2 protein-coding genes are annotated in these 2,758 nt (G+C 76.6%); both read left to right on the top strand.

Annotated elements, in window-relative coordinates:
• Positions 1–297 precede the first annotated feature (297 nt).
• Positions 298–1,443, top strand: coding sequence for a substrate-binding domain-containing protein (locus EJA20_RS18345; RefSeq protein ID WP_240675643.1), 1,146 nt, complete (start codon positions 298–300; stop codon positions 1,441–1,443).
• The coding region (locus tag EJA20_RS18340) for a methyl-accepting chemotaxis protein (protein ID WP_164984072.1) at positions 1,440–2,758 on the top strand (1,319 nt) is incomplete at its 3' end. The genes EJA20_RS18345 and EJA20_RS18340, both read left to right, overlap by 4 nt.

Raw genomic sequence — 2,758 nt, 5'->3', positions numbered from 1 at the left:
CGGACGGCACGGACGGCACGGACGGCACGGACGGCACGGACGGGGACCACCGCACCGCCTGACCCGCGCTCGGCGCGCCGTCGCACGGGCGCCGCAGGGCCGTCCCCAGGCCCCGTCCGGTTCCCGGACGGGCCCCGGCCCGAGACCGAGGTCCTGTGCCGCCCGACGAGGACCGCCGCCGCGGGGGCACCGACCGGGGCGGGCGGCCGACCTGTGCCCCGCGACGCCTCAAGCGTGCGGGGGACCCCGCCGATGGGTGGCCTGTCGGGGACGGTCCCCGGCAGGAGAGGCCCCACCGTGCACACGTCCCGCCCGCAGCCGGCGGCACCCCACCGGCCGGCCCGCCGGCACCGCGGGCGCCGCGCCGCCGCGCTCCTCGCCCTCGGCCCCCTCGCCCTCACCGGCTGCTCGTCGGTCGGCGGCCTCCTCGACGGGTCGGAGCCCGCGCCCCTCGTCGGGATCGCGATGCCGACCACCACGTCCGACCGGTGGATCGCCGACGGCGACAACCTCGAGGCCCAGCTCAGCTCCCTCGGGTACCGCGTCGACCTGCGCTACGCCGAGGACGTCGCGGAGGACCAGGCCGACCAGATCGCCGCGATGCTCGACGCGGGGGCCGACGCCCTCGTCGTCGGCGCCGTCGACGGCACCGTCCTCGCCGACGTGCTCGAGCGGGCCCACGACGCGGGCGTCGACGTCGTCGCCTACGACCGCCTCATCCGCGACACCACGGCCGTGAGCGCCTACGCGTCCTTCGACAACCACGCCGTGGGCGTCCAGCAGGCGACGTCGCTGCTCCAGGGCCTCGGGGTGCTCGACGCGGCCGGGGCGCCCACGGGTGCGACCGGGCCGTTCGTCGTCGAGCTGTTCGCCGGGTCGCCGGACGACAACAACGCCACGGTCTTCTGGCAGGGCGCGATGGAGGTGCTCGGCCCGCACCTCGACGCCGGCACGCTCGTGGTCCCGTCCGGCCAGACGACCTTCGAGGCCGCCGCCACGCCGAAGTGGAGCGGGGAGACCGCCGCCGAGCGGTTCGCCACGCAGCTCGCGCCGCTCTACGGCGAGGGCCGTCGCCTCGACGGGATCCTCTCGCCCTACGACGGCATCTCCCGCGCCCTGCTGGCCGAGGTCGCCGCCGTCCAGGACGAGGTCCCGGTCGTCACGGGCCAGGACGCCGAGGTCGACTCCGCCGTGAGCATCGTCGACGGCGGGCAGTACTCCACCGTCTACAAGGACACGCGCGTGCTCGCGGAGGTCGCCGTCCAGATGACGCGCGACCTGCTCGCGGACGGCACCCCCGAGGTCAACGACACCACCTCCTACGACAACGGCTCCATGGTCGTCCCCGCCTACCTGCTGCGCCCGCAGCTCGTGACGGCGACGAACCTGCGCGCGGTCCTCGTCGACGGCGGCTACTACACGGCAGAGGAGGTCGGGGCGTGAGCCGCGACAGCGCCGGCACGACCGGCACCCGGAGCACCTCGTCCACCCCCCGCGGCCCGGCCGCCCCGACCGACGCCACCCCGGCCACGGGCACGGCGCGCCGCGGGCGCTGGTTCTGGGACCGCCCCGTCGGCGTGAAGTTCGGCAGCGCCGTGCTGCTCCTGCTCGTCGCCTTCACGGCGGTCGGCGGGACGGGCGCCCTCGCCCTCTGGCGCGCCGGCGTGCACCTGGAGGAGATGTCCGCGCTGACGTCGCAGCTGCAGACGGCCATGGCCGAGCTGCGCTCCGACCAGGCGCGCAGCCACCTCGCGCTGCGCCAGGCCGTCGTGGCCGACGCCGGCGCCCCGCGGCAGCAGCTCCTCGAGACGGTCGCCTGGCTCGACGAGGACGTGGACCGCCAGGTCGCCACGATCAGCGGCTTCCCCCAGTCGGACACGCCCCAGTGGGAGGACTTCACCACCCGCTGGGACGCCTGGACGGCCTACCGCGACGCGGCGCTCCTGCCGCTTGCGGAGGCGGGCGACGCGGCCGGCTTCGAGGCGGCCGTCGCCGCCGACGTCGCCGCCGACCCCGAGTGGGCCGGCCGCGCGCTCGCCCTGTCCCAGGGGCAGGTCGACGCGGAGGTCGAGGCCATCCTCACGGCGAGCCGGGCCGAGGTGAACCGCACGATCGCGGCGCTCCTCGTCGCGTTCCTCGTCGGGGCGGCCGTGTCCTGCTCGCTCGCGCTGGCGGTCACCCGTCGCGTCACCCGGGCGATGGCCGGGGTCGAGCGCACGCTGGCCGGCATGGCGCAGGGCGACCTCACGGGGGACGTCGAGGTCGTCGACGAGGACGAGGCCGGCCGCATGTCCCGCGCCCTCGTCCAGGCGCAGGCGTCCCTGCGCGAGACGTTCGCCGCCGTGGTGCGCACCGCCGAGGGCGTGGGCCACTCGGCCGAGCGGCTCACGGCGGCCAACGCCCGCGCCGCCGGCGCCACCCACGAGACGAGCCAGCGCGCCGACGTCGTGTCCGCCACCGCTGACGGCGTGTCCCGCAACGTGCAGGTCGTCGCCGCCGGTGCCGAGCAGATGGGCGCCAGCATCCGCGAGATCGCGCAGAACGCCTCCGCCGCGGCCGAGGTGGCGGCGCAGGCCACGGCCGTCGCCGCGACGACGAACGACCAGGTGTCCCGCCTGGGCGTCTCGAGCCAGGAGATCGGCGTCGTCGTGCGCACCATCACGCAGATCGCCGAGCAGACGAACCTGCTGGCCCTCAACGCCACGATCGAGGCCGCGCGCGCCGGGGAGGCCGGCAAGGGCTTCGCGGTCGTCGCCGG

It is taken from the genome of Cellulomonas endophytica (genome assembly GCF_004123805.1).
Lineage (GTDB): Bacteria > Actinomycetota > Actinomycetes > Actinomycetales > Cellulomonadaceae > Cellulomonas > Cellulomonas endophytica.
This window is presented reverse-complemented; position numbering and strand designations above follow the sequence as displayed.